The organism is Streptomyces sp. NPDC003034 (genome assembly GCF_053591375.1).
On sequence record NZ_JBSFTS010000006.1, the window covers coordinates 26,805 to 45,955 of the forward strand.

The window sequence follows — 19,151 nt, forward strand, 5'->3', positions numbered from 1 at the left end:
CGCTCAGGCGGGTTCCGCCAGCTCCTTCAGCTCCGCCAGTCGCTCCAGCGTGTCCGCCACCGCCTCCGGGGAGGCCGGCAGCAGCGGGAGCCGTACGGCGGGAGTCGGGATCCTGCCCTGCGCGTGCAGCACGCCCTTGACGACCGAGGGGTTGGGTTCGGCGAAGGCCGCCGCCGACATCCGGGCCAGCGCGTGTCCCAGGGTCCGCGCCCGCGACGCGTCGCCCGCCCGCCACGCCGAGGCGAGCTCCACGAACGACTTCGTGCCGGGGCCGCCGGAGCCGGGGCTGGCCACCGAGCCCCTGTACCAGGAGGCGATGTACCTGGCCGCGCCCACGGCCCCCGCCGCCGTCCCCTGGGCACACCGAGCCCCAACTCCCGGGTCCGGTACGGGGTCCGGCCCCGCGTCGGGTTCCGCGGCCGCGGTCGGCGGGGAGCAGCGTGCGGTCCTCCGTACGCACGCGGAAGCGCCCTGGATCACCGCCGGCCCCGGCACCCTCTGCCACGCCATGACCGTCCGGGCCTGCCAGGCGGCCGGTTTCACGCCGCGGATCCGGCACCGGGTCGACGAGTTCGCCACCGTGCTCGCCCTGGTCGCGGCCGGCCAGGGGGTGGCCGTCGTACCGCAGCTCGGGATAGGTGAGCCCGCCGACCCGGGCGTCACACTGACCCGCCTGCTCATGCAGCGCCGGACCAACCTCGCCTTCCGCAGAGGAGCGGGCGCCCACCCGGCCGTGGCGGCCTTCGGCGCGGCCCTGCGGGCGGCCGTACCACCCGAACTGGCCGGACCGCCTGAACTGGCCGGACCGCCCGCCGGGCAGTGACGCGACTCCCGTACGGGAAGGCCCGGGCCGTGTACGTTCTGAGGGGAGCCGACGAGAGCGGAGTAGGACGTGACGCATCGCGTACGAGGGGTCATCGCCCGAAGCAAGGGCGCCCCGGTGGAGACGACGACGATCCTCGTGCCCGACCCGGGGCCGGGTGAGGCGCTCGTACGGGTCCAGGCGTGCGGGGTCTGCCACACCGACCTGCACTACCGGGAGGGCGGCATCAACGACGCGTTCCCCTTCCTGCTCGGCCACGAGGCCGCCGGGATCGTCGAATCGGTCGGCCCGGACGTCACCTCGGTCGCGCCCGGCGACTTCGTCGTCCTCAACTGGCGTGCGGTGTGCGGAAGCTGCCGGGCTTGCAGGCGCGGCCGCCCCTGGTACTGCTTCGCCACGCACAACGCCACCCAGCCCATGACACTGGAGGACGGCACCCCGCTCTCGCCGGCGCTCGGCATCGGAGCCTTCGCCGAGAAGACCCTCGTGGCGGCCGGCCAGTGCACCAAGGTGGACCCGGCCGCCTCCCCGGCCGCCGCCGGACTCCTCGGCTGCGGAGTGATGGCCGGCCTCGGCGCCGCCCTGAACACGGGCAACGTCGGGCGGGGCGACTCCGTCGCCGTCATCGGCTGCGGGGGAGTGGGCAATGCGGCGGTGGCGGGGGCCCGGCTGGCGGGCGCGTCCAGCATCATCGCCGTGGACCTGGACGTCCGGAAGCTGGAGTGGGCCCGCGAACTGGGCGCCACGCACACCGTCAACGCCCGCACGCAGGACGTGGTGGAGGCCGTCAAAGGCCTGACGGACGGAAACGGCGCCGACGTGGTCATCGACGCCGTGGGCCGCCCCGAAACCTACCGCCAGGCCTTCTACGCGCGCGACCTCGCCGGAACCGTGGTCCTGGTCGGCGTGCCGTCACCCGAGATGCAGCTCGAACTCCCGCTCCTCGACGTCTTCGGCCGCGGCGGAGCCCTCAAGTCCTCCTGGTACGGGGACTGCTTGCCCCAACGGGACTTCCCCGTGCTCATCGACCTCTACCTGCAAGGCCGCCTGGACCTCGACGCGTTCGTCTCCGAAACGATCCCCCTCGACGGGGTGGAGGAGGCCTTCGCGCGGATGGAACGCGGCGAGGTCCTCCGCTCGGTCGTCGCGTTCTGACGGCGGACCGCCGTACCCACACCCGTACCCGTACCCGTACCCGCATCCCTACCCGTAGCCGTACCCCCGTCCGCGATCCGGCCGGAGCTACGGGTCACCACCGCACCACTCACCCCGGGGGCCGTCCGTGACCACAGCGCACATCTACCGTCAGCCCGGTGTCGTCCTCACCGACCACCACTTCACCGTCCCGCTCGACCACGCCCGCCCGGACGGCGAACGGATAGAGCTCTACGCCCGTGAGGTCGTCGCCGCCGGCAAAGACCCCGCGAGCCTGCCCTGGCTGCTCTACCTGGAGGGCGGACCCGGCTTCGGCGCCCGGCGGTTCACCGGCCGTCAGGCCTGGCTGGAGCGGGCCCTCGCGGATTACCGGGTCCTGCTTCTCGACCAGCGCGGGACCGGCCGTTCCACGCCGGTGAACCGGCAGACCCTGCCGCTGCGCGGCGGCCCCGCAGAGCAGGCCGAGTACCTCACCCTTTTCCGCTCGGACTCCATCGTGCGCGACGCCGAGGCCATCCGGCCCGGCCTGACCGGTGGCGCGCCATGGACCGTGCTCGGCCAGAGCTTCGGCGGCTTCTGCGCCACCCGCTACCTCTCCACGGCGCCCGAGGGCCTCACCGCCGCCCTGATCACCGGCGGCCTCCCCTCCCTGACCGCCACCGCGGAGGAGGTGTACGAAGCCGCGTACCCCCGCATCGAGCGCAAGAACCTGGCCCACTACGCCCGCTACCCGATGGATGCCGACCGCGCCCGGCGCGTCGCCGCCCACCTCGCGCAGCGCCCGGCCGAACTCCCCGGCGGGTACCGCCTCACCGTCGAAGGCTTCCAGTCCCTCGGCATCCTCCTCGGCGCCGGCGACGGCAGCCACCAGCTGCACTACCTCCTCGAAAGCGCCTTCGTCCCCACCACCGCCGGTCCCGCACTCTGCGACGCCTTCCTGGAAGGCGTCCGCGGCCTCCTCTCCTTCGCCGGGCACCCCCTCTACGCCCTGATCCACGAGTCGATCTACGCCCAGGACCCCGCCGCGTCCACCGGCTGGGCCGCCGAACGGGTCCGCGCCGCCCACCCCCGGTTCGACGCCGCCAAGTCCCTGGCGGGAGACGACCCCGTCCTCTTCACCGGCGAGACCATCCACCCCTGGCACTTCACCGTCGACCCGGCCCTGGCCCCGCTGCGCGAGACCGCCGAACTGCTGGCCGCCCGTACCGGCTGGGAACCCCTCTACGACCCGGCCCGGCTCGCCGAGAACGAGGTCCCGGTGGCGGCCGCCGTCTACCACGACGACATGTACGTCGACACTGCGCACTCCCTGAGCACCGCCCGCGCCATTCGGGGCCTGCGCACCTGGGTGACGGACGAGTTCGAGCACGACGGCGTCCGCGCGGGCGGCCCGCGCGTCCTGGACCGGCTGCTGGCCCTCGTACGCGATGAGGCGTAGGCCTCGGGGAGACGCGGCCCCCGGCGGCTGGCGCGTGAGGGCTCTCGCGCCGCCGCATCCGTGCCCGGCCGGCTGCCGCCGGCATCGGGCGGACGCCGGACCTGACGGAATCCTGACAAAAAGCCGACGCGATGTGAGTGAACCTGAAGGATTTCCGGCCCCGATTCCGGGCCCGGAATCCTGGCGGGTCCCGGCACGGACCGCACCGCAGCGGCTTCGTACGGACAGGTCGGCACGGCCGCCGCCACCTCGGCGGGAGCCGTCCTGCCCCCGGTCCATTCGCCTATTGTGCGACGCATGACCGAACAACTTGATCAGCCCGTGCCTTTGGAGCCCATGCCGACCGACTGGCAGCGCGCCCTCGCCGTGGTCGCCCACCCCGACGACCTGGAGTACGGCTGCGCGGCAGCGATCGCGGACTGGACGGACGGCGGACGGGAGGTCGTCTACCTGCTCGCCACGCGCGGCGAGGCGGGCATCGACACCATCGCCCCCGCCGACTGCGCGCCCCTGCGGGAAGCCGAGCAGCGCGCGAGCGCGGCCGTCGTCGGGGTGTCCGCGGTGGAGTTCCTCGACTACCGCGACGGGGTCGTCGAGTACGGCCTCGACCTGCGCCGGGACATCGCCGCGGCCATCCGCCGCCACCGCCCCGAGCTGGTGATCACGCTCAACCACCGTGACACCTGGGGCGGCGCGGGCGGCGGTGGCGCCTGGAACACCCCCGACCACAAGGCGGTGGGCCGGGCCACCCTGGACGCGGCCGCCGACGCGGGCAACCGGTGGATCTTCCCCGAACTCATCACGGAACAGGGCCTGGAGCCGTGGGACGGGGTGCGGTGGGTCGCGGTCGCAGGCTCCAACACGCCGACGCACGCGGCCGACGCCGGTCCGGGACTTGAGCGTTCGGTGAAGTCGCTGCTGGAGCACAAGGCGTACATCGAGGTCCTGACGGAGCAGGATCCCGAGGAGTACGTCCGCGCCTTCCTCACCGGCTACGCCCAGCAGGCCGCGCCCCGGTTCGGCGGCCGCCCCGCGGTGACGTTCGAGGTCTTCCCCCGCTGACCGGCGCACCCCACGACTGACGCTCTCGGCCGGTTGAACCATTGCGTGGCGGGGAGACCCGGGGGCCTTCCATCCTGTTTCCGTTCCGTCGGTGCCCGTTCAGGGGTCCGGCGCTGTGTTTCGAGGTGATGACGTATCTCCCAGGCCAAGTAGCCGCTCGTTCTGAGGCGCTCTTCCGGTCGTCCGCCATGGCGGGCTCCTGACGCATGCCTCGACGGCGGTGTTCCCGATGGCCCGGGCTCCGTTGCACCTTGCTTTCCCCTGTCGCGCTGTCGGCGTGCGGGGGCATGCCGAGGCCTGCCCCCGCCCCCTCTCTTCCGTCCGCGAACAGGAAACTTCCTCGTGTCAACCGACACCCATACCCCCGGTCGTCCACGCCCCGCAGGGGCCGGCGGTGCTGACGCGTGAGGGGCGACGGTGGCTCACACCGTCGTCCCTTCCCATTCGGGATCCGGCGGGCAGCCTGATGGTGTAGACCTCTCAGGGAAGTCCCGCCAGCGGTGGACCGAGTGGTTCCCGAGTGGTTCCCAGATGTGCAAGCGACCGCTTAGTATGCCAGCGGAGTGTGGTTCCTCGACGGCGGCTGGAGGCCCCGGATGCAGGCATGGCGCGTACATACCCCCGGCGAACCCCGCGAGGCCATGCGCCTCGAAGAGGTTCCCGAACCCGTACCGGGTGCGGGCGAGGTCCGGCTCAAAGTGCTTGCGGCCAACGTCAACTTCCCGGACGCGCTGCTCGTCAGAGGCCAGTACCAGATCCGCCCACCGCTGCCCTTCACCCCCGGCGTCGAGATCTGCGGCGAAACCGAGGACGGCCGCCGGGTGATCGCCACCCCGAGCTTGCCGCACGGCGGTTTCGCCGAGTACGTCACCGCCTCCGCGGGCGCCCTGCTCCCCGCGCCGGACAGCCTCGACGACGCCGAGGCGGCCGCCCTGCACATCGGCTACCAGACCGGCTGGTTCGGCCTGCACCGCAGGGCCCGTCTCCAGCCCGGGGAGACGCTCCTCGTGCACGCCGCCGCAGGCGGAGTCGGCAGCGCCGCCGTCCAGCTCGGCAAGGCCGCCGGGGCCACCGTCATCGGCGTCGTGGGAGGCAAGGCCAAGGCGCGCACGGCCGAAGAGCTCGGCTGCGATCTGGTGATCGACCGGACGAGTGAGGACATCGTCCCCCGCGTCAAGGAGTTCACCGGCGGACGCGGCGCCGACGTCATCTACGACCCGGTCGGAGGCGACGCCTACACCGCCTCCACCAAGTGCGTGGCCTTCGAGGGCCGCATCATCGTCGTCGGTTTCGCCAGCGGCACCATCCCCGCCCCCGCCCTCAACCACGCCCTGGTGAAGAACTACGCCGTACTCGGCCTCCACTGGGGCCTGTACGCCACCAGGGAACCGGCATCCGTCCCCGCCTGCCACGCCGAGCTCACCCGGCTCGCCGCAGACGGCGTGATCAAGCCGCTGGTCACCGAACGGGTCCCGCTCGCCGGAGCCGCCGACGCGGTGCAACGCCTCGCGGACGGTGCGACCACCGGCCGCCTGGTCGTCGTACCGGCCCTCGACGGAGGCGACGCCCGATGACCGTCACCGCCGAGGAACTGCGGGCCCGCGTCCGCGCATTGCTCGCGACGCACGCCCCCGCCACGCCCCCGCCCACGGACGCCGCCCGTACGGCCTTCCTCCGCGCCCGCTTCGACGCCGGACTGGCCTGGGTCCACTACCCCGAAGGCCTGGGCGGCCTCGGCGCCCCCCGCGCCCTGCAAGCCGTCGTGGACAGCGAGTTGGAGGCCGCGGGCGCCCCCGACAACGACCCGCGCCGGATCGGCATCGGGCTCGGCATGGCCGCGCCCACGATCCTCGCCTACGGCACCGAGGAGCAGAAGCAGCGCTTCCTGCGACCCCTGTGGGTCGGGGAGGAGGTCTGGTGCCAGCTCTTCAGCGAACCCGGCGCCGGCTCCGACCTGGCCGCGCTCGGCACCCGCGCCGTCCTCGACGAGGACTCCGGCGAGTGGGTCGTGGACGGGCAGAAGGTGTGGACCTCCAGTGCCCACACGGCCCGCTGGGCCATCCTGATCGCCCGCACCGACCCCACGCTCCCCAAGCACCAGGGCATCACCTACTTCCTGTGCGATATGCACGCCCCCGGCGTCGAGGTCCGGCCGCTGCGCCAGATCACCGGCGAGGCCGAGTTCAACGAGGTCTTCCTCACCGGCGTCCGCATCCCCGACAGCCACCGCCTCGGCGCCGTCGGCCAGGGCTGGGCCGTCGCCCGCACCACCCTCATGAACGAACGCGTCTCCATCGGCGGTATGCGCATCCCGCGCGAGGGCGGCATGATCGCACCGGTCGCCGCCACCTGGCGCGAGCGCCCCGAGCTGCGCACCGCCGCCCTCCACCAGCGCCTGCTGGAGCTGTGGGTCGAGGCCGAGGTCGCCCGCCTCACCGGCGAGCGGCTGCGCCAGCAACTAGCGGCCGGGGCGCCGGGCCCGGAGGGATCCGGAATGAAGCTCACCTTCGCCCGCCTCAACCAGGAGATCAGCGCTCTGGAGGTGGAACTCCTGGGTGAGGAAGGCCTGTTGTACGAGGACTGGACCATGCGCCGCCCGGAACTGGTCGACTTCACCGGCCGCGACGCCGGCTACCGCTACCTGCGCGCCAAGGGCAACAGCATCGAGGGCGGCACCAGCGAAATCCTCCTCAACATCGTCGCCGAACGCGTCCTCGGCCTGCCCGCCGAGCCGCGCGACGACAAGGACCTCGCCTGGAAGGACCTGGCCCGATGACCGACTCGACAGCCCCGAGCGCCCCGAGCGCTCCGAGTGCCCCCTTCGACCTGCTCTACTCCGAGGCGGAGGACGAGCTGCGGGCGGCCGTACGCGCACTCCTCGCCGACCGCTGCGACCCCGCGAGCGTCCTCGCCCGGGCGGAGACCGGCCGGCCGCACGACCCCGCCCTGTGGCACACCCTGGCCGCCGGGATCGGCGCCGCGGGCCTCCTCGTCCCCGAGAAGCTGGGGGGCCAGGGCGCGAGCCACCGCGAAGCGGCGGTCGTCCTGGAGGAACTGGGCCGGGCGGTGGCGCCCGTCCCGTACCTGACCAGCGGAGTGCTGGCGACCGAGATCCTGCTCGGATGCGATACGGCGGTCCCCGAAGTCGGCGGCCTGCTGCGGGAGATGGCATCCGGCCGGCAGGTGTGCGTACCGGCCGTGCCGCTGACCCTGGCCACGGGCGCGCCCCTGTCGGCCACCGTCCGGGAGAGCGGCGGGACCCTCACGGGCACCGTCACCTCCGTCGCGGACGCGGTGGCCGCCGATGTGCTGCTGGTCCTGGCCGACACCGGCCTGTACGCGGTCCCGTCCGCCTCCTCTGCCTCGTCCGACGCGTCCGCCGCGGCCGGTCCCTCCAGCGAGGCGGCGTCCCCGGCGGCGGTACGCCTGACCGCTCTGGTCCCGCTGGATCTGACCCGCCCCCTTGCCACCGTCACGCTCGACGCGGCCGCGGGCATCCGGCTCGCCGACCCCGGCACCGCCCGCGCGGCCATCGCCGGAGCGCTGCTCTCCGGGGCCGGACTGCTCGCCTCCGAGCAGCTCGGGCTCGCCGAGTGGTGCCTGACCCAGACCGTCGCCCACCTCCGCACCCGCCACCAGTTCAACCGGCCCATCGGCTCCTTCCAGGCCCTCAAGCACCGCCTGGCGCGGCTCTGGCTCGATGTGGCCGCCGCCCGGGCCGCCGCCCGGGCCGCGGCCGACGCCCTCGCCACCGAGGCGCCCGACGCACCGCTCACGGTCGCGGTCGCCCAGGCCTACTGCTCCGGCGTCGCCGTCCGCGCCGCCGAGGAGTGCGTCCAGCTGCACGGCGGCATCGGCATGACCTGGGAACACCCGGCCCACCTCTACCTCAAGCGGGCCAAGGCCGACTCCCTCGCGCTCGGCACGGCCGGCCACCACCGCAGCCTCGTCGCGGACTTCGCCGAACTCCCGGCCGTGTGAGCCGCGGCGCCGCCCGAGCCCCGGCTCGTCCCCCGGGTCGGCGCCGCTCTTCTCCCAGCACCAGGCCCCACTTTTCCCACCACCCTCACGTGTGACCTCGCCCGCCGCCCGGCGTTAGACCCGTAGCCGCCGGCCACCGAGCGAGGGAGACCGTATGTACGCAGCAACCGCCGCCGCACCTCCGACCCGCCGTGCGCTCCTCCGTACGGCTTTCACCGCTGCCGTGCTCGCGGGCACGGCAGCGGCCCTGGCCCCCGTACTGCGTGCCCGGCGTCCCCGGCAGACGCTCACCCCCGCGCCGCTCGCGGAGGAGACGTACCGCGGCCGGCACATCGCGGTCGACCGCAGCGGGGTCCGCATCGACGGCCGTCCCCTGCACGTCATGCGGCGTGCCGACGGCAGCTATCTCAGCGGGATCAACCACTTCCAGTCCTTCGCGACACCGCTGGAACTGGCCCGTGCCGCCGTCGACGAACTGGGCACGGCCCAGCTGGCCATGGCCGCCCCGCACCAAGGCTGACGGGAGGAGCCCCGCCTTGTACATCCGGCAGAACCAGAAGAACCTGAGCAGTGCCCAGAAGAAGCGCTTCACGGCGGCCGTACTGGAGCTCAAGCGCAACGGCGTCTACGACGAGTTCGTGCGCACCCACGACAAGTACTTCGTGCCCGACCGGGACCGCAAGCTCCGCGTCGGACACATGTGCCCCTCCTTCTTCCCGTGGCACCGGCGGTATCTGCTGGAGTTCGAGAAGCAGCTGAGGAGCGTGGACTCGGGCGTCTCCATCCCCTACTGGGACTGGACCACCGACACCAGCCCGGTCTCCTCCCTCTGGGCCGACGACTTCCTGGGCGGCACCGGCCGGGCCAGCGACCGGAAGGTGACGACCGGACCCTTCGCCTACGACCGGGGGAACTGGACCGTCACCGTCGGCATCACGGAATCCCGCTTCCTCACCCGCAACCTCGGCCGCCCGCAGAACCCGATCAGCCTGCCGACCCCGGCCGAACTCCAGTGGGCGATCGACGATCCGACCTACGACGTCTCGCCCTGGGACTCCACGGCCACCGCCGGCGGCTTCCGCAACAAGCTGGAGGGCTGGGCAGCCCCCAGGAGCGAGCGCTGGCGCAACCACAACAAGGTCCACCAGTGGATCGGCGGCCACATGACGGGCGGCACGGCGCCCAACGACCCCGTGTTCTGGCTGCACCACGCTTTCGTGGACCTGATCTGGGACCGCTGGCAGCAGAAGCATCCCCGGTCCGGCTATCTGCCCGCGGCCCCCCTCCGTCTGGGGGACCCCCAGCGCGGCCGGGTCATCGCCCTGGACGAGCCGATGCCCCCGTGGGACGTCACCCCGCGCGAGATGCTCGGACACCGGGGCCTGTACCGCTACGAATGACCGCCGTGAGGCCGTGAGGCCGTGAGCCGGCCGGCTGCCAGGTGCCCCACCCGGCAGTCGGCACCACCGCCCGCCACACGGCCCCGGCACACGGGGAAGGGCCCCCGCCCATACGGCGGGGGCCCTTCCGTCGGTCAGGTGACCAGGCGCTCAGCCGATCAGTGGCCGTAGCCCGAGGTGTGGTGGCCGCTGTCCGACTGGTTGACGCAGGTGTTGCCGAACGCCGGGTTCAGCAGAGCGATCACGTTCACGGTGTTGCCGCAGACGTTGACCGGGACGTGCACCGGCACCTGGACCAGGTTGCCCGACAGGACACCGGGGGACCCGACCGCCGCACCGTGCGCTCCGGCATCGGCGACGGCCAGACCCGCACCGGCGGCCACGGCGCTACCGGCGACAGCGGTGATGGCGAATGCCTTCGCGATACGCGACATCAAGATCTCCTCGTGAGGATGTGGGGTGCCGCGCATTCCGCGGCGTATGACATGGCGTACAACGCATCAATGGCCCAAGGGTCACGGTCCATGGGCCTACCCGGTGACGGGAAAGCGCACGGAGGCGAAGTACGGACGCACCTGGGTCACGGCGCCCGGCCGCAGGACCTCCACCGGAGGGCCCGCGCAGCCCGGCTCGCGGTAGAGGGTCGCGGTCCCCGAGGTCTTGTTGGTGACCGCCCGGGCGCCGCCGCCCTCCGCCTCGACGCAGCCCTTCGGCGCGGTGAGGCCGTGGACCCGGTCGTCCTGGCCGACGTACTGGAAGTCCGGCTCGGCGGCGTGGGCCGGGCCGCCGGCCAGTGCCGCGGCCGCCAGCAGCAGGACGGGGGCCGAGCCGGCCAGGACGGTGCTTCGCACGGTGTGGATACGCAGGAATCGCATGCCGGTCCAACCCCGATGGGCCGGGGCACGGTCACGCCTTGTCACCCGTTGGACGTCTGTGCGACCGTGCGCAGATCCCGGCCTCAGCCCTTCGCGGGTGCCGGGGTCCAGGATTCGGGGACAGGGTGCCGGGAAGTCGGAACTGAGGAGGACGCGATGAGCACAGCGGGCGGCGGTGGCGGTCGGCCGCGGGTCCGGACCGGGTACGGAGTGGTCGAGGGCCGGACCGGGGCCGGCGGCAGCGCCGTCTTCCGGGGCATCCCGTACGCCGCCCCGCCCGTCGGCGCGCTGCGCTTCGCGGCGCCCGCGCCCCCCGCCGCCTGGGACGGCGTACGCGACGCCGGTGCCTACGGCCCCACCGCCCCCAAGGCGGCTTACCCGGAACCCTTCGCGGCCCTGCTCTCCGACCCCGAGATCCCGGGGGACGACTGCCTGAACCTCAATGTGTGGACCCCCGATCCGGCGCCCGGGGCCCGGCTCCCCGTCATGGTGTGGATCCACGGCGGCGCCCTCACCCGCGGCTCGTCGGCCGTACCCGTCTACGACGGTTCGGCCTTCGCCCGCGACGGGGTCGTACTCGTCTCCGTCAACTACCGCCTCGGCGTCCTCGGGTACGGCCTCTTCCCCGACGCCCCCGCCAACCGCGGTCTGCTGGACCAGATCGCCGCCCTCACCTGGGTCCGGGACAACATCGAGGCCTTCGGCGGAGACCCCGGCCGCGTCACCGTCTTCGGCGAATCCGCCGGGGCCATCAGCATCGGCTCCCTCCTCGCCGCCCCGCGCGCGGCCGGGCTCTTCTCCCGGGCCGTACTGCAGAGCGGAGCCCCCGAAGTCCTGCCGCGCGACCGGGTCCGGGCCATGGTCCGGCGCATGGCCTCGCTGCTCAAGGTCCCCGCCACCGCCGAGGCCTTCGCCGCCACCGGCCTGCCCACCCTGCTCGCCGCCCAGGCGGCCGTGCTGCGCAAGTCGAACCCGTTTGTCGGCGGTCCCGCCTTCGGGCTGGTCACCGACCCCGACACGATCCCCGGCGACCCCCTCGACGCCCTCGCCGGCTCGGCCGCTTCGGGTCACGTACCTCTGCTGCTCGGCTGGACCGCCGAGGAGCACCGGCTCTGGCTCGCCCCCACCGGCGCCGTGCGGCTGCTGGACCGGCTGGGCCCCCTCGCCGTGGCTCTGGCACGCGCCCGCAGCGGCAAGGACCGGACCGCCGTACGGGCGCTGCGCGCCGCCCTGCCCGGGGCCGGCCCGGCCGACCTCGCGGGGCACCTGCTCGCCGACCGGCTGCTGCGCGACCCACTGCGGCGGATCGCGGGGTCCGGGCGGGCGGCGCCGAGCTTCGTCTACGAGTTCGCCTGGCCCTCCGGCGTCCCGGGCCTCGGCGCCTGCCACGCCCTGGAGCTGGGCTTCGTCTTCGACACGCTCGACGTCCCGGAGACCGCCTGGCTGGCCGGTCCGCACGCTCCGCAGGCGCTGGCCGATGAGATGCACGCCGCGTGGGTCGCCTTCGCCGTAACGGGCGATCCCGGCTGGGCGCCCTGGGACGGCGAAGGCCCGCCGAAGGTGTTCGGCGGGCCGGAGCTGGTTGCGGCCGGGCACGGGCGAGCGGTGCCCGGGGGAGCGCAGGCGCCGCCGGTTACTCGACGGGTCCTTCCATGACCTTGCTGATGAACTGGATGGGCCCCTCGCCCATGTTCGGCACGTACGTCTTGGCGTTGTGCTGGCCGCCCTTGATCACCCGCAGCTCGGTGTGGACCGGCCCCTTGTTGCCGTAGGCGGCGATGAACTTCTGCACGTCCGGCAGCGTCTTCTTGTTGTTCTCGCTGTCGCCGACCTGGAAGGCGAGGTACACGTCCGGACCCTTGCGGTCGATGAGCTGCTTCGCCAGCACCTCCGGATTGTTCTGCGCCTTCTCCTTTTCGTGGCCCTTCCACAGCGGGGAGTCCGGGACGATGTCCGGGCCCGAGGCGATCACGGCCTTGAACTTGTCCGGGTGCTTCAGTACGGCCTTCAGCCCCGCGAACCCGCCCGTGGAGGAGCCCATGAAGGCCCAGCCGTCGCGCGACTTGACGGTGCGGAAATTCGCTCGCACCAGGTCCGGCACGTCCTCCGTGAGCCAGGTGCCCATCTTGGGCTGCCCGGGGATGTCGGAGCCGTCCCAGTAGATGCCCTTGTCGTCCGGCTCCGGGTTCAGCACGGGCATGGCCAGGATGAAGGGCTTGCTCTTGCCCTCCGCGTACCACTTGCCGATGCTGCTCTGGAGGCCGAGGTCGGTGCCCATCCAGTAGTTGTTCGGGAACCCGGCGCCGCCCGGGAGGGCGATCATGACGGGGAAGCCGCTCTTGGCGAACTTGGGGTCGTTGTACTCCTTGGGCGCCCAGACCCAGACCTTGCCCTTGAACCCGGACTTCTTGCCGTCCAGCGTGGTGACGGCGACGTGCGTGCCGTCGGGCAGCGTCATGGAGTTCTTGAACTCGGCGGCCGGGCCGGTGGGCATCAGCATCCTGGAGCCGGCGGCCTGCTGGGCCGCGCCGCCGGCCTGGCCCGAGCCCGCGCCGCCGGCGGGCGGCTGCCCGAAGGACACGGCCTCGCCCTTGTCGGTGAACGGCGGTATCTCGAAGTGGTTCATGACGAGAGCCCCGACGCCCGCGAGCGCGAGGACGGACGCGCCCGCGATCACCCAGCGCCGGACCCGGGACTTCTGCCGCTGTACGGGTTCCGCTCGCTGCGGCGGCCGCGGCCCGCCCGGGGGCTGGTACGGCTGCTGGTACTGCTCGTCCGGCCGGTACTCCTGATGCTGTCCGTCGGGTGAATACGACATGTGCGGTTGCTCTCCGGCTGGTGCTGCCCCGTAGGGCGGTGGGTGCTGGCGGCTGGGCCCTTCCGTTCGGAGGATGCACATGTGAGCGACCGGGTTCCGCTCTTTCCGCTTTCTTGGGGCGCCCTAGATGAGGTCATTGCGCGCCCCCCGGGGAGCGTTACGCCGGGACCAGCGTCCTGCGCCGCCGCTTGCGCTGTACGGCGGCCGCCATCCTCAGCTCGATGACCGACCGCACGGCCGGCCACTCCTCGTCGAGGACCGAATAGAAGGCGGTACTGCGCACCGCCCCGTCGAGACCTCGCGAATGGGCCCGGCGGACCCCTTCGGAGGTGAATCCCAGCCGCTCCATCGCGGCTCGCGAGCGGGCGTTGCGGGCGTCGGCGCGCAGCGAGACGCGCCGGACGCCCCAGGTCTCGAAGGCATGGCGGAGCATGAGCAGCTTCGCCTCGGTGTTGATGCCGGTGCCCTGGGCGCCCGGGGACAGCCAGGTGTTGCCGATCTCCGCGGCATCGGGGACCGCCGTCGCCGGGTCGCCGAACGGGACCCCCGGCACGGCGGGCCACACCAGCGGCCCCTGCCAGTAGTCGAGCTCCAGGAACCGGGTCGAACCGACGACCCGCCCGTCGGTGGCTCTGACCACCGCGAACGGGAGCGACCGGCCCGCCGCCTGATCGGCGAGGGCACGGTCGATGTACTCGTGGGACGCCTGCACGCCGTGGGGTACGGGAGTGAAGGCGTAAGTCGTACGATCCTCGGCCCCGGCCATGGCCAAGGCCTCGGTGTGGTGGGGGGCGAGGGGCTCAAGCCGCACGGTGCGGCCGGCGAGGAGTACGGGTACGGGCACGGAGCCTTCGGTCTTTCTGGGCGGTGGGGTGGTTGCACAGTCTGCGTTTCTGACGTCGCCCCCCGTGCAAAACACGAGTGAAAGGCAACAGGCGGTCAGGTGAACGCGAGTGGCTCAATGTAGCCCCTCACCCCCGTTCCATGAACCCCCTTGAGGGCGACGACGCGACACTGTTTTCCGACGGTTTCTTCGCCCGTCGCCCACTGCTCATGCTCCTTCTCCACGGAGGTTCCACCGAGGCTTCCTCGGCGGCCTCACAGCCGCCCTCACCGGCTTCGCCGCCTGAGATCATTCCCGTATGGATGACGTACTGGGGCGGCTCGCCGCCGTGGGGCCCTTCTTCACCGCGGCGTACGGGAAGGAAGCGCCCGGGCCGGGCTTTCTGTCGCTCACCGACCTGTACGGGGAGCACCTCGGTTCCTACGTCGCCGAGGTGGGGCGGCGGATCGGCAGCGGACCGGGGCGCGTGGCGGCCTCGACGGCGCAGTTCGGGATCGCCTCGCGGCTGTGGTCGCTCGGTCTCGGGTGCGCGGCGCTGTGCGGGAAGGTGCCCGATCTTGCGGCCGACCGGGTGTGGTGGCGGCTGCCGGAGGGGGGATCGCTGGAGCTGTGGTTGCCCGAGCCGGGGGAGCTTCCGGCCGAGGCGTTCGGGGACAGCGTCCTGGCACATCTCGCGCAGCTCGAAGCGGGACTGCGGGAGCGGTTCGGGGTCTCGCCGAAGGTCCTGCGGGGGAACGCGGCGTCGGGCCTGGCCGGAGCGGTGCGGATGCTGACCGACCGGATTCCCGGCGGCCCGGCCGTGACCCTGGCGGCGGGCCTGCTGGCCGACGGCGGAGTCTTGGCCGGCACCGGCACCTTCATCCACGAGGAAGGGCTCGGGGTGGCCTTCGTACGGCGCAGCTGCTGCCTCTACTACCAGGTGCCGGGCGGCGGGCTGTGCGGGGACTGCGTGCTGCGGACCAGGTAGCCGGGCGGAAAAGGGAATGGGAACGGAAGGAGCAGGGGGGCGGGGGACGGCGAGGAGGAGCGGAAGGGGGTGCGCGCAGACGGCGGGGGCCACCGGGGCGCGGTCGTACCGCTCCCCGATGGCCCCGGTGGAGGCGGGAGGTCCTCGCTAGAAGGTGAGGTTCCAGGAGTCGATCCTGCCGATGTCGCCGCCGCCGTTGTCGTTGACACGGAGCTTCCAGGTGCCGTTCGCGACCTCCGCGGAGGCGTTCACGGTGTAGACGCGGTTGATGTTGTCCGCGCTGCCGCCGGCCCGGTTGTGCAGCGTGTACACGGTGCCGTCGGGGGCCAGCAGGTCCACCTTCAGGTCGCCGATGTAGGTGTGCACGATGTTCACGCCGACCGTGAGGGTGGCCGGAGCGTTGCCGGTCACCCCGCTGACGGTGAGGGGGCTCTCCACGGTGGTGTTGTCGCGGATGGCGAAGTCACCGAGGTTCTCGAAGTACTTGCCGGCCGGCGGGGTGGAGCCGCCCACCGCCTTCAGCGCGTCGACCTGGCCCTCGCCGAAGAAGGCGTTCTTCGCGGTGGTACCGGTGCAGCGGCCGTCCGACGGGCAGGCGATGTCGGTGGCCTGCACGGCCAGCTTGTCCCGGATCTGCGCCGGGGTGATGCCCGGGTTGGTGCTGGCCAGCAGCGCGGCGACACCCGCGACGTGCGGAGAGGCCATCGAAGTGCCGCTCATGCTGCCGTACTTGCCGCCCGGCAGGGTGCTGTAGATGCCGACGCCGTCGCCGCCCGGGGCCGCCACGTCGATGACGTCCTTGCCGAAGTTGGAGTACGAGGCCTTGGCGGTGGCGCTGCCCATCGAGGAGACCGTCACGACGCCGGGCAGCTCGGTCGGAATGTCGATGCAGGCGTTGGTGATGGTGCGGGTGACCGGCGTGGAGTCGTTGGGGCTCTCCGAGTCCGTGGTCTTGTTGGCGAGGTCGTAGTTGGAGTTGCCCGCCGCTGCGACCTGGAGCGAGCCCTTGCCCTCGGCGTACGCCTGGGCCCGCCGGGTGCCCTCGATGATGGCGGCCTGGTCGACGTTGTCCGGGCAGTTGAACTGCCACGGGTCCGTGTAGTAGCTGTTGTTGGTGATCTTGAAGCCGTGGTCGCCCGCCCACATGAAGCCGCAGATGGTGTTCTCGGCGAAGAAGAGCGAGGAGCCGGGCTCGGCTATGCGGACCGAGGAGATCTTCACCCCGGGGGCCACGCCGATGACGCCCTTGCCGTTCTTCGCGGCCGCCACCGTGCCGGCCACGTGTGTGCCGTGGGTGCCCACGTCCCGCCAGGCACCGGCGCGGGTGTCGGCCTTGCCGTAAGCGCATGACGCGGAATCAGCCGCGTTGAAGTTCGGCGCGAGGTCCTGGTGCTGGTCGTCCACACCGGTGTCCAGGATGCCGACCTTGACGGTGGCGGAACCGGTGGTGACGGCCCAGGCCTGGTCGGCCTTGATCTGTGTCATGTCGGCGCGGACCGGCTCACCCGTCGGGGTGGTGGACTGCGCCGGGTTGGCGGGCAGCGCCGGGTTGTAGGCGTCGGCCGGTACGTCCGAGGTGCGGGTGGCACCGACCTGCTGGACGCCGCTCACACCGCGCATGGCCGAGGCGAAGCCGCTGGACGCGGAGTGGGCGACGATCACGCCGATCGCGTCGTAGGACGCGAACACCGTGCCGCCGTTGGCGGCGACGGCGGAGCGCACCGCGGAGCTGTCACCGGGCGCGGTGATCACGAGGTAGGCGCGGGTGCCGGCAACCCAGGTCGCACTCTGGGAAGTCGGCGCCGCGGCCTTGGCGGCCGGCGCGGGAACGGCGGCCGCGGCGGAGGGCGGGACCGGGACGGTGGGCGGAACCGGGGCGGTGCCGGCGAGCGCGGCGGGAGCCCCGAGAGCAAGTGAGGCGCCGAGTGCGGCGGCCAGCACCAGAGTACGTCGAGGTCGGCTGGATATGTGGGGTATCAATGCGTCCTCCGATGACCCGGTGGCGCGGGTGGCACCTACCGGGTCGTACGAAACGAGTGGTGGACGCAAGATGTCAGACGCATGCCCCGGTGTGGAAGTACCTTTTCCAACACGGCCGTTCGTTTACCGGTGGCGCAAAACCGACTATGGGGACGAGCTCGGTATGAGGGCGCGGTATGAGGACGCGGATGAGGGGCGGTGTGCAGGGGCGGTATGAGCCCGCGGCCCGACGCTGGGGGAGCACGAGCCCGACCGGGCTGGGCACCGTGGGGGCGAGCCCTGCCCGGCCGGCGCGTGCGCGCCGCCGGTTACACCGGGACGCCGTCCTTACCGCTGTCCGGCCGGACCGCACCGGCCTTCGCCGTACCGCCGGTTGGGACGCATTCGGACGCCTCACCCGATGCCGCGGACCCGGTGGGCTCGGTGGGCTCGGTGGACCCGGCAGTCGGCGTCGTCCCGTGCGCGTCGTCGAGGAGCGTCGTCTCGTCGAACGGCAGCCGTCCCGCGAGGACTTCGGTGGCCCGCTCGCGGTCGAACTCCTTCGTCCAGGTCCCGATGAGCACCGTCGCGACGGCGTTGCCCGCGAAGTTCGTCAGCGCCCGCGCCTCGCTCATGAACCGGTCGATGCCCACGATCAGACCGACCCCGTCCACCAGCTCGGGACGGTGCGACTGGAGCCCACCCGCGAGGGTGGCCAGTCCCGCGCCGGTCACCCCGGCCGCGCCCTTGGAGGCGATGATCATGAAGAGCAGCAGGGAGATCTGCTCGCCCAGCGCCAGCGGCGTGCCCATCGCCTCGGCGACGAACAGCGAGGACATCGTCAGGTAGATCGCGGTTCCGTCCAGGTTGAAGGAGTACCCGGTCGGTACCGTGATCCCGGTCACCGGGCGCGATACTCCCAGGTGCTCCATCTTCGCGATCAGCCGCGGCAGAGCCGACTCGGACGAGGAGGTGGACAGGATCAGCAGGAGCTCGCGGCCCAGATAGCGCAGCAGCGCCAGGACGCTGACCCCCGTACAGACCCGCAGCAGCGTTCCCAGCACCACGAACACGAAGAGCAGGCAGGTCGCGTAGAAGCCGATCATGATGACGGCGAGGGATTTCAGCGCGTCGATGCCGGTCGCCCCGACCACCGCCGCGATCGCCCCGAAGGCACCGACCGGAGCCACCCACATGATCATGGCGAGCACGCGGAACACCAGCTTCTGCACATGCCCGATCCCGCGCAGCAGCGGTTCGCCCGCCGAGCCCATGGCCTGGAGCGCGAACCCGCAGAGCAGGGCCACCAGCAGCGTCTGGAGCACCTCGCCGCCGGTGAAGGCGGACACCAGCGTGGTGGGGATGACGCCGAGCAGGAAATCGGTCGTGGACTCGGCCCCGCCCGCCTTCGCCTGGGCCTCACCGGCACTGCGCGCCGCCTCGGTCAGGTGCAGTCCGCTGCCCGGCTCCAGCAGGTTCCCGACCAGCAGGCCGATCGCCAGCGCCACCGTGGACATCGCCATGAAGTAGCCCAGGGCGAGCCCGCCCACGGCGCCCACCTTGGCGGCCTTGCGGACCGAGCCGATGCCCAGCACGATCGTGCAGAAGATCACGGGCGAGATCATCATCTTGATGAGGCTCACGAAGCCGGTGCCCAGCGGCTTGAGCTCGACGGCCACGCCGGGAGCGGCGAAGCCGGTGGCGATGCCGAGCAGCACCGCGGCGATCACCGCGATGTAGAGATAGTGGGTCTTGTCGCGCCTGGCGGCCACGTCGCCTCCTGGTGGTGAAATACGTTCCGGGAGACCATCACCCGCCGCTGTGACCCC

Annotated in this window: 18 protein-coding genes; 11 read left to right on the forward strand and 7 right to left on the reverse strand. The window is 72.4% G+C overall.

From position 1 onward, the window contains the following. Positions 1 to 3: 3 nt before the first annotated feature. Positions 4 to 252, reverse strand: coding sequence for a dihydrodipicolinate synthase family protein (locus tag ACWDX7_RS09315; RefSeq protein WP_451490881.1), 249 nt, complete (start codon positions 250 to 252; stop codon positions 4 to 6). Positions 253 to 262: 10 nt separating this feature from the next. Between ACWDX7_RS09315 and ACWDX7_RS09320 the strand changes: the two genes are divergently transcribed. From ACWDX7_RS09320 to ACWDX7_RS09360, 9 genes are all read left to right on the forward strand, one after another. Beyond that, complete coding sequence (locus ACWDX7_RS09320; RefSeq protein ID WP_451490880.1) at positions 263 to 823, forward strand: LysR substrate-binding domain-containing protein; 561 nt, start codon at positions 263 to 265, stop codon at positions 821 to 823. A gap of 69 nt (positions 824 to 892) precedes the next feature. Then, positions 893 to 1,978, forward strand: a complete 1,086-nt coding sequence (locus ACWDX7_RS09325) for an S-(hydroxymethyl)mycothiol dehydrogenase (protein ID WP_451490879.1) — start codon at positions 893 to 895, stop codon at positions 1,976 to 1,978. A gap of 127 nt (positions 1,979 to 2,105) precedes the next feature. Further along, the gene (locus ACWDX7_RS09330; RefSeq protein WP_451490878.1) at positions 2,106 to 3,416 is read left to right on the forward strand and encodes an alpha/beta fold hydrolase; all 1,311 of its coding nucleotides are present in this window, start codon (positions 2,106 to 2,108) and stop codon (positions 3,414 to 3,416) included. 297 nt (positions 3,417 to 3,713) lie between these two features. Further along, entirely contained in the window at positions 3,714 to 4,478 is a 765-nt protein-coding gene (locus ACWDX7_RS09335; RefSeq protein ID WP_451490877.1) for a PIG-L deacetylase family protein, read from the forward strand. Between the two features lie 596 nt (positions 4,479 to 5,074). Further along, complete coding sequence (locus tag ACWDX7_RS09340; RefSeq protein ID WP_451490876.1) at positions 5,075 to 6,052, forward strand: NADPH:quinone oxidoreductase family protein; 978 nt, start codon at positions 5,075 to 5,077, stop codon at positions 6,050 to 6,052. Then, complete coding sequence (locus ACWDX7_RS09345) at positions 6,049 to 7,254, forward strand: acyl-CoA dehydrogenase family protein (RefSeq protein WP_451490875.1); 1,206 nt, start codon at positions 6,049 to 6,051, stop codon at positions 7,252 to 7,254. The genes ACWDX7_RS09340 and ACWDX7_RS09345 overlap by 4 nt, the downstream gene beginning before the upstream one ends. Beyond that, positions 7,251 to 8,459: an acyl-CoA dehydrogenase family protein gene (locus ACWDX7_RS09350; RefSeq protein WP_451490874.1), complete on the forward strand. Its 1,209-nt coding sequence runs from the start codon at positions 7,251 to 7,253 to the stop codon at positions 8,457 to 8,459. Before ACWDX7_RS09345 ends, ACWDX7_RS09350 begins: the two co-directional genes overlap by 4 nt. A gap of 154 nt (positions 8,460 to 8,613) precedes the next feature. Further along, complete coding sequence (locus tag ACWDX7_RS09355; RefSeq protein ID WP_451490873.1) at positions 8,614 to 8,979, forward strand: tyrosinase family oxidase copper chaperone; 366 nt, start codon at positions 8,614 to 8,616, stop codon at positions 8,977 to 8,979. A 16-nt stretch (positions 8,980 to 8,995) separates the two neighbouring features. After that, the gene (locus tag ACWDX7_RS09360; protein WP_451490872.1) at positions 8,996 to 9,859 is read left to right on the forward strand and encodes a tyrosinase family protein; all 864 of its coding nucleotides are present in this window, start codon (positions 8,996 to 8,998) and stop codon (positions 9,857 to 9,859) included. A gap of 158 nt (positions 9,860 to 10,017) precedes the next feature. On the opposite strand, the gene ACWDX7_RS09365 is transcribed toward ACWDX7_RS09360, so the two are convergent. Both ACWDX7_RS09365 and ACWDX7_RS09370 read right to left on the reverse strand, forming a co-directional pair. Further along, positions 10,018 to 10,293, reverse strand: a complete 276-nt coding sequence (locus tag ACWDX7_RS09365; RefSeq protein ID WP_451490871.1) for a chaplin — start codon at positions 10,291 to 10,293, stop codon at positions 10,018 to 10,020. Positions 10,294 to 10,389: 96 nt separating this feature from the next. Then, positions 10,390 to 10,734: a hypothetical protein gene (locus tag ACWDX7_RS09370; RefSeq protein WP_451490870.1), complete on the reverse strand. Its 345-nt coding sequence runs from the start codon at positions 10,732 to 10,734 to the stop codon at positions 10,390 to 10,392. Between the two features lie 156 nt (positions 10,735 to 10,890). Here ACWDX7_RS09370 and ACWDX7_RS09375 point away from each other — a divergent pair, with 156 nt between their 5' ends. Beyond that, complete coding sequence (locus ACWDX7_RS09375; RefSeq protein ID WP_451490869.1) at positions 10,891 to 12,390, forward strand: carboxylesterase/lipase family protein; 1,500 nt, start codon at positions 10,891 to 10,893, stop codon at positions 12,388 to 12,390. On the opposite strand, the gene ACWDX7_RS09380 is transcribed toward ACWDX7_RS09375, so the two are convergent. After that, positions 12,368 to 13,552, reverse strand: coding sequence for an alpha/beta hydrolase (locus ACWDX7_RS09380; protein ID WP_451490868.1), 1,185 nt, complete (start codon positions 13,550 to 13,552; stop codon positions 12,368 to 12,370). The genes ACWDX7_RS09375 and ACWDX7_RS09380 overlap by 23 nt on opposite strands. Positions 13,553 to 13,709: 157 nt before the next feature. Beyond that, a complete protein-coding gene (locus ACWDX7_RS09385) occupies positions 13,710 to 14,396 on the reverse strand; it encodes a GNAT family N-acetyltransferase (RefSeq protein WP_451490867.1) in 687 nt (228 codons plus the stop codon). Positions 14,397 to 14,694: 298 nt separating this feature from the next. On the opposite strand from ACWDX7_RS09385, the gene ACWDX7_RS09390 reads away from it, so the two are divergent. After that, on the forward strand, positions 14,695 to 15,363 hold the full coding sequence (locus tag ACWDX7_RS09390) for a (2Fe-2S)-binding protein (protein ID WP_451490866.1): 669 nt from the start codon (positions 14,695 to 14,697) through the stop codon (positions 15,361 to 15,363). Positions 15,364 to 15,510: 147 nt separating this feature from the next. On the opposite strand, the gene ACWDX7_RS09395 is transcribed toward ACWDX7_RS09390, so the two are convergent. Both ACWDX7_RS09395 and ACWDX7_RS09400 read right to left on the reverse strand, forming a co-directional pair. After that, complete coding sequence (locus ACWDX7_RS09395; protein ID WP_451490865.1) at positions 15,511 to 17,304, reverse strand: S8 family serine peptidase; 1,794 nt, start codon at positions 17,302 to 17,304, stop codon at positions 15,511 to 15,513. A gap of 347 nt (positions 17,305 to 17,651) precedes the next feature. Next, positions 17,652 to 19,094 carry a cation:dicarboxylate symporter family transporter gene (locus ACWDX7_RS09400; RefSeq protein ID WP_451490864.1) on the reverse strand — a complete coding sequence of 481 codons (1,443 nt, stop codon included), beginning with the start codon at positions 19,092 to 19,094 and terminating at the stop codon, positions 17,652 to 17,654. Between the last annotated feature and the right edge of the window lie 57 nt (positions 19,095 to 19,151).

Excerpts from the sequence above, each read along its gene's own strand:
- ACWDX7_RS09335 (WP_451490877.1), top strand. The coding sequence starts at position 3,714 with ATGACCGAACAACTTGATCAGCCCGTGCCTTTGGAGCCCATGCCGACC.
- ACWDX7_RS09340 (WP_451490876.1), top strand. The coding sequence starts at position 5,075 with ATGCAGGCATGGCGCGTACATACCCCCGGCGAACCCCGCGAGGCCATG.
- ACWDX7_RS09345 (WP_451490875.1), top strand. The coding sequence starts at position 6,049 with ATGACCGTCACCGCCGAGGAACTGCGGGCCCGCGTCCGCGCATTGCTC.
- ACWDX7_RS09350 (WP_451490874.1), top strand. The coding sequence starts at position 7,251 with ATGACCGACTCGACAGCCCCGAGCGCCCCGAGCGCTCCGAGTGCCCCC.
- ACWDX7_RS09355 (WP_451490873.1), top strand. The coding sequence starts at position 8,614 with ATGTACGCAGCAACCGCCGCCGCACCTCCGACCCGCCGTGCGCTCCTC.
- ACWDX7_RS09365 (WP_451490871.1), bottom strand. The coding sequence starts at position 10,293 with ATGTCGCGTATCGCGAAGGCATTCGCCATCACCGCTGTCGCCGGTAGC.
- ACWDX7_RS09370 (WP_451490870.1), bottom strand. The coding sequence starts at position 10,734 with ATGCGATTCCTGCGTATCCACACCGTGCGAAGCACCGTCCTGGCCGGC.
- ACWDX7_RS09375 (WP_451490869.1), top strand. The coding sequence starts at position 10,891 with ATGAGCACAGCGGGCGGCGGTGGCGGTCGGCCGCGGGTCCGGACCGGG.
- ACWDX7_RS09380 (WP_451490868.1), bottom strand. The coding sequence starts at position 13,552 with ATGTCGTATTCACCCGACGGACAGCATCAGGAGTACCGGCCGGACGAG.
- ACWDX7_RS09390 (WP_451490866.1), top strand. The coding sequence starts at position 14,695 with ATGGATGACGTACTGGGGCGGCTCGCCGCCGTGGGGCCCTTCTTCACC.